Annotated in this window: 6 protein-coding genes; 1 reads left to right on the top strand and 5 read right to left on the bottom strand. The window is 46.1% G+C overall.

All coding sequences use genetic code 11. The features are described from left to right. Window positions 1-142: 142 nt before the first annotated feature. Both cysI and B1A98_RS13980 read right to left on the bottom strand, forming a co-directional pair. Complete coding sequence (gene cysI / locus B1A98_RS13985; RefSeq protein ID WP_063383768.1) at window positions 143-1,858, bottom strand: assimilatory sulfite reductase (NADPH) hemoprotein subunit; 1,716 nt, start codon at window positions 1,856-1,858, stop codon at window positions 143-145. A gap of 28 nt (window positions 1,859-1,886) precedes the next feature. Further along, complete coding sequence (locus tag B1A98_RS13980; protein WP_063383761.1) at window positions 1,887-3,707, bottom strand: assimilatory sulfite reductase (NADPH) flavoprotein subunit; 1,821 nt, start codon at window positions 3,705-3,707, stop codon at window positions 1,887-1,889. A 333-nt stretch (window positions 3,708-4,040) separates the two neighbouring features. Here B1A98_RS13980 and B1A98_RS13975 point away from each other — a divergent pair, with 333 nt between their 5' ends. Beyond that, a complete protein-coding gene (locus B1A98_RS13975; protein WP_052475140.1) occupies window positions 4,041-4,481 on the top strand; it encodes a YueI family protein in 441 nt (146 codons plus the stop codon). Window positions 4,482-4,559: 78 nt separating this feature from the next. Here B1A98_RS13975 and B1A98_RS13970 read toward each other — a convergent pair whose 3' ends face one another. The 3 genes from B1A98_RS13970 to B1A98_RS13960 form a co-directional block, all read right to left on the bottom strand. Next, window positions 4,560-5,645, bottom strand: coding sequence for a M42 family metallopeptidase (locus B1A98_RS13970; RefSeq protein WP_063383760.1), 1,086 nt, complete (start codon window positions 5,643-5,645; stop codon window positions 4,560-4,562). A 77-nt stretch (window positions 5,646-5,722) separates the two neighbouring features. Beyond that, window positions 5,723-6,211: a dUTP diphosphatase gene (locus tag B1A98_RS13965; RefSeq protein WP_063383759.1), complete on the bottom strand. Its 489-nt coding sequence runs from the start codon at window positions 6,209-6,211 to the stop codon at window positions 5,723-5,725. A gap of 14 nt (window positions 6,212-6,225) precedes the next feature. Then, complete coding sequence (locus tag B1A98_RS13960) at window positions 6,226-6,468, bottom strand: DUF1294 domain-containing protein (protein ID WP_063383767.1); 243 nt, start codon at window positions 6,466-6,468, stop codon at window positions 6,226-6,228. Window positions 6,469-6,601: the final 133 nt, after the last annotated feature.

Here is a 6,601-nt window from a genome sequence, read left to right as displayed (position 1 = left end):
TAAGGCAAAATTAAAGGGCATGAGCCCGGTTGATTATCGGAATCATGCCCTTGAGGCAGCCTAACATTTGTGTCTAACTTTTTGGGTTCAGATCAAGCAACGGGTGGTTTAACATATCACTTAATCTAGCCTGTTTTATCGGTCAATCGTGAAAATCAGTTCCAGAATAAACCTCTTTTACAATACCGGCACGAATGACAAAATCGCCGAAGCGTTCGCCCTCTTGCCGTTCCTTTGCATACTGAAAAAGAATAGAGCGCAATGCCTCCAAAATTTCTTTTTCGCCAATGTTTTCTTTGTAAAGCTTGCTTAAACGGTTTCCCGAACAACTCGCTCCCAAGTACATATTGTACTTTCCTGGAGCTTTGCCGATAAAGGCGATTTCCGCAAGAGCCGGACGGGCGCAGCCATTCGGGCATCCAGTCATGCGAATGGTGATCTCTTCCTCATGCAAGCCGCTTTCCTCTGTAATCTCCTCAATCTTTTCCAATAAATTCGGCAGATAGCGCTCTGCTTCAGCCATGGCGAGTCCGCATGTAGGCAGGGATACACACGCCATTGAATTTCTGCGCAACGCTGAGTAATGCTTGCCGTCTGTCAGCCCATACTTTTGAATCAGCTCAACAATCTGCTCTTTCTGCTCACCTGTCACATTGGCAATCACAAGGTTTTGGTTCGGAGTAAGCCGGAAGTCGCCGGTATGAACCTTAGCAATCTCCCTCAAGCCCGTCATCAGCGGATAGCCTTCTAAGTCCGTCACTCGGCCATTTTGGATAAATAGTGTAAAGTGCCAGTTGCCATTATGGCCTTCTACCCAGCCGTAGCGGTCACCACTATGATCAAAGCGGAAGGTGCGCGCTTCTTCCAGCTCCCAGCCCAGCCGCTTATGCAGCTCTTGCTTTACCGTATCGAGCCCCAGCTGGTCCACTGTATATTTAAAACGGGCATACTTTCTCACAGATCGATTACCGTAGTCACGCTGGATAGTGATCACTTTTTCGGCGACATCAAGGATTTGATCCGGCCGGCAAAAGCCAATCACTCTTGCCAGCTGCGGATACGTATTTTTATCGCCATGCGTCATTCCCATTCCTCCGCCGATCGCTACGTTAAAGCCGGCCAATTTCCCATTTTCCATGACCGCGATAAAGCCGAGATCCTGGGAAAAGACATCCACATCATTAGAAGGAGGAACGGCGATGCCGATCTTGAACTTTCGAGGCAAATAGAGCTCTCCGTACATCGGCTCTGTCTCCTCCTCCGGCGTGCCGGCCACCTTTTCCTCGTCCAGCCAAATTTCATGATAAGCTCTCGTACGCGGGGAAAGATATTCACTCAGCTGTCTAGACCATTCATACACTTCTGCATGAACCTCTGACTGATGCGGATTCGGGTTGCACATCACATTCCGGTTCACATCTCCGCAGGCAGCCAATGTGTCCATTAACACGGCATTGATCTCTTGAATGCTTTTCTTCATGTTCCATTTTAAAATGCCGTGCATTTGAAAAGCTTGGCGTGTAGTCAGCTTGAGCGTGCCATTTCCATACTTGCGGGCAATCTCATCCGTTGCAAGCCATTGCTCCGGCGTTGCTACTCCCCCCGGCGCGCGTACCCGCACCATAAACTGATAGGCCGGTTCAAGCTTTTGGCGCTCACGCTCATTTCTTACATCCCTGTCATCCTGCAGGTAGCTTCCATGAAATTTCATCAGACGGTTATCATCATCCGGAATTCCTGCCGTAAGCGGATTGGCCAGCGTTTCGGCCAGTGTGCCGCGCAAATAGTTGCTCTCTTGCTTGATCCTTTCCACGTCGCTTGGAGGGCCTTCCGGCGCCTTCAATGCTTTATCTTCAATCATTTCTCTTGCTCCTTTCAGTCAAGGCTTAATATACATCGCGCTGATAACGTTTAGATTGCTGCATCTCGGCAAGGTAAGCCTCTGCCTGCTCCCGGCTAAATCCGCCTTCTTTTTCAATAATTTGGATCAGCGTTTCATGAACATCATGCGCCATGTTTTTTTCGTCGCCACACACATAAACGACTGCCCCTTCTTCAAGCCACTGGTACAATTCTCTGCTTTGCTCCAGCATACGATGCTGCACGTATGCTTTTTTCTCTGTATCCCTTGAGAAGGCAACATCCATTTTCGTTAACACATCTTTCTTCAACCATTGCTGCCACTCAGTCTGATACAGAAAATCCGTGACAAAATGCTGATCGCCGAAGAATAACCAGGTTTTCCCTTGAGCAGCCAGCTCTTCTCGCTCTTGAAGGAACGACCTGAACGGGGCCACACCCGTTCCTGGGCCAACCATGATAATCGGTGTCTCAGGATGAGGAGGAAGCTTAAAGTTCTGATTGCGCTGAATATAGACCGGCAAATAGTCTCCCGGCTGAATTCTCTCTGCACATTGGATAGAGCAAACACCTTTGCGGCTTCGCCCGTGTGCTTCATATCTCACCGTACCAATTGTCAGGTGCACTTCATCCGGATTCGCCCGTAAGCTGCTGGCGATGGAATAAAGGCGGGCCGGCATTTTCCGCAAAATCGAGACGAAGGAACTCGCTGTGACTTCCTTAAAATTGAAATCACGGATAAGATCCAGCAAATCTCTTCCTTCAATATATGCACGCAGTTCTTCTTCCTGTCCAGGCAATAACAGCTGGTCTAATTGAGTCTCCGGCAGTAATTCCGCTGCTTTTTGCAAAAGCGGCTTTGTCAGTACAGTAATTTCATAATAAGAAATGAGCGCCTCACGTAATGAACGTGTTTCTCCTTGTTTATTGACCGTGATAACTTCATCGGGGTTCCAATTCATTTCTTGAATAATCCTATCGGCCAGCTCAGGGTCATTTTCAGGATAAATGCCTAAGCTGTCTCCCGGCTCAAACTCCAAATGAGAGCCTTCAAGCGAAAGTTCTAAATGCCGCGTTTCTTTGTTTGATCCGCGCCCGTTCAAGTTGATATTTTCAAGCACCTCTGCTTTAAATGGATTTGTCCGCGAGTAAACCGGCTGGCCTGCCGATGTTCCGGCTTTAACAGAAGCAGGACGAAAAGCAGCTTCCGGACTTTTTCTTTCACTTAAACCTTTTACAACACCCTCCAGCCATTCAGCCGTGGGCTCATCATAGTCCAAGTCACAATCAAAACGCGGATACAGGCGCTGGCCGCCCAGCTCCTCTAGGCGCTTGTCGAAATCCTTTCCTGTTTGGCAAAAAAATTCGTAAGAGCTGTCTCCTAAGGAAAGAACAGAAAAACGGAGATCCTTCAGCTGGGGCGCCCGTCTCCCGTGAAGAAATTCATAAAGGGAAAGGGCATTATCCGGCGGGTCTCCTTCTCCGTGTGTGCTTACTAAGATCAGAAGATTTTGAACCTTTTTGATATGATTTGCCTTAAACTCATTCATCGAAGCAAGCACCACTTGAAAGCCATGCTCTCTCAGCTTTTCAGCTGCCTTCTCCGCAAGTGCTTGAGCATTGCCTGTTTGGGAGCCAAACAAAACAGTTACTTCTTTCGATACAGCGGAAGCTTGTTGTTCAGAAAGTATTTCACCTTCAGCCAGCTGCGGCAAAGCCGTGCCCGCTGCTCCCGCAAGATAGCCGCTTAACCACAGCTTTTGCGGTTCTGTCAAGGTTGGCAATAAACGATTAAGGAGCTCTGTCTGCTCCTGAGTCAAAGGACTATTCATTACTTGCAGTTGCAATGATATCCACCTCACAAAGGAATATAGATCACCCGTCATTCATCCTAAAGAAGAAATGACGGCATTCGCCATCATCAGAAATAGCAAAAAGGGAACGAAATGAATGCGCCCTTTTGACGAGGCTATGTAGTCATAGAAAAAGCCTGAAGGCCTCAATAATTAAGTTTTATATTATATTTATTAATCCTATATGTCAAGTAGGTTTTATGCCCATTAGTCTGTCTTTTCTCATTATTTTTATTAATCGGCCAGCAGATGCATAGGAATGAGGACTTTCCAAAATGAACTTTCTGGCATATCGTTTAATATACTATGAAAAAATTGAGGAGTTAGATGATGGTCAAAAAAAGCGTGGATGATGTTTTACAAGAAGGCATTTATGGAAAGAAAGAGCTTCATCCAGAGGAGCGGCGCAAGTTTCTTGGCACATTAAGAGAAAGAATTATTGCCGCACTGCGACAAAGCCAAGTGAGAGAAAAAGAAACATACCCCGAATTAATTGAACTGATGAAGCAGCACCCTCAAGCCAAGCTGTATTTAAACGGAGCATTAAATATCACGTTTCTAAAAAAATACATCACAGCTGCCGACAAACATAAGCTGGACTATACGGTTGTCATCAACAAAAATCACGATACCGATATTGGGCTCGTGCTCGCTTACGACTATGCTGTTGATCAAGAGGAGATTTTCCTGTCCAGACCGAAAAAACAGCAAAAACCAGCCAAGAACAGCAAGCTAGCCTCTCTTTTCAATTGGTTCAGACGGAAATAGCAGGCCTGGAATCGAAAGATTATTGAAGCTTCTTTGATAAAAAAACGGTCACGGGAAGTTCCCGTGACCGTTTTTCTATTAGTCAAATTTAATTTTGTTGACCGTTTCCTGATCCAAACGAAGGATAACTTCACCGATCAGTTTCACAGCATTTTCATAATCATCGCGGTGGAGCATGGCAGCATGTGAATGGATATAGCGGGTAGCAATAGTGATGGATAAGCTTGGCACACCGCCTGATGTCACATGAATAGCGCCTGAGTCTGTTCCGCCGCCAGCCATTGCATCAAATTGATAAGGGATGTTCAGCTCATCAGCCACGTCGGTCACAAAGTCGCGCAGCCCTTTGTGAGAAACCATAGAAGCATCGTATAAAATAATTTGCGGCCCATCGCCCATTTTGCTCATCGCTTCTTTGCTGGACACTCCAGGTGTATCGCCGGCAATGCCAACATCTACACCAAACGCAATATCCGGCTGAATAGCTTGAGCAGAGGTTTTCGCCCCGCGCAGCCCAACCTCTTCCTGCACCGTGCCAACACCATATACTGTATTTTTATGCTGCTTGTCTTTAACATACTTCATCACATCAATGGCAATCGCACACCCGATGCGGTTATCCCATGCTTTCGCAAGCAGCATTTTTTCATTATTCATTACAGTAAATTCAAAATAAGGAACGACCATATCGCCCGGGCGCACGCCCCACTCCTGTGCTTCTTCTTTGCTGGAAGCACCGATATCAATAAACATGTCTTTAATATCCACCGGCTTTTTGCGCGCTTCAGGAGACAGAATATGCGGCGGCTTTGAGCCAATCACTCCTGTAATGTCACCTTTGCGTGTCACAATTGTCACGCGCTGGGCCAGCATGACCTGGCTCCACCAGCCGCCAACTGTTTGGAAGCGGAGAAAGCCTTTATCATCAATTTGTGTAATCATAAAGCCAACCTCATCTAAATGGCCGGCAACCATGATTTTCGGACCATTAGCATCGCCTGACTTCTTGGCAATTAAGCTCCCTAGATTATCCGTTGTTACTTCATCAGCAAACGGCTCTATGTATTTTTTCATTACAGCTCGGGCTTCCCGTTCATTTCCGGCAATTCCCTTTGCATCCGTTAAGTCTTTCAGCATGATTAAAGTTTCATCCATTTTGGCCATACATCATTCCTCCTGTAAAAAAATATGGATCCGTTTTCATTATACGTATTTTTCTGATTTTATACAAAAATTTCCGCTCAATAGCCTTGCTGCTGCCGTTCATAGTTAACTTCATTTTTGGCAACGTATGCCTTTTCCACCTCTTCTGCGGAAAAACCTATCAGCCGGCCCAGAGCAAAATAATCATTCAGCATTCTGCTATATGCTTCCGCTGACTTTTCCTTCTTAAATAACTGGACAGCTTCATATACAAGAAGAAACTGCTCTGTAATGGAAGCGCTCGTATCTTCTTCTGTGACATCCGCTTCTTCTTCTAAAGAACACGTCAATCCAAGTGATAAAATAAAATGGACGCCATCCACAAATTCTTCCAAGATAACTTGGCGCTCACTCGGCTTTTTTAAGCTCCAAAATTTAAAGCAGCGCGTTTCATTAGCTAATTCTCCAATTTCAACAAGCAGGGCAAGTACTTTTTTATCAAACAAGTCAGCCTCCTGCAAGCCATGTTCTGTCTCAATATATTGATCGAGTGCCCGCTGCATGCGAAACAGCTTTGATACGTTCATTTCCATTCCTCCATTCATGAAAAGTAAACAAGCACACTAAGGTCAATGACCGCTAAGATGGGCATGCCGTATGTAAATGCCGGGTGCTTCGTCTTATGGCGATGCGTTTGCATAGCTACCCAGCTGCCTGCCGCACCGCCCATGAGAGCTAAGAGCCAAAGCGTGCTCTCACGCGTCCGCCATTTTCCCTGCTTGGCCTTGCGCTTGTCATTTCCCATTACGATATAGCTGATTAAGTTAATAAACACAAAATACATAAGCACGCCATTCACTCCCCTTTGTTAGTGTAGCAAAAAAGCCGGAAGATAGTGAGGGGCAAATATCTTTTTACGCTGTAATGTTTTCCTGCACTCTCCCGTGTTCATATAGCGCATAACCCGTCAGGAAAAG

The sequence above is a fragment of the Pseudobacillus badius genome, from assembly GCF_002189605.1.
Classification (GTDB): Bacteria; Bacillota; Bacilli; order Bacillales; family Domibacillaceae; genus Pseudobacillus; species Pseudobacillus badius.
The sequence above is the reverse complement of the archived record's forward strand: the minus strand, read 5'-3'. Positions and strand labels throughout refer to the sequence as shown.

Bases quoted from the DNA above. Each gene is read 5' to 3' on its own strand.
- B1A98_RS13960 (WP_063383767.1), bottom strand. From the start codon at position 6,468: ATGTATTTTGTGTTTATTAACTTAATCAGCTATATCGTAATGGGAAAT.
- B1A98_RS13975 (WP_052475140.1), top strand. From the start codon at position 4,041: ATGATGGTCAAAAAAAGCGTGGATGATGTTTTACAAGAAGGCATTTAT.
- B1A98_RS13965 (WP_063383759.1), bottom strand. From the start codon at position 6,211: ATGAACGTATCAAAGCTGTTTCGCATGCAGCGGGCACTCGATCAATAT.
- B1A98_RS13970 (WP_063383760.1), bottom strand. From the start codon at position 5,645: ATGGCCAAAATGGATGAAACTTTAATCATGCTGAAAGACTTAACGGAT.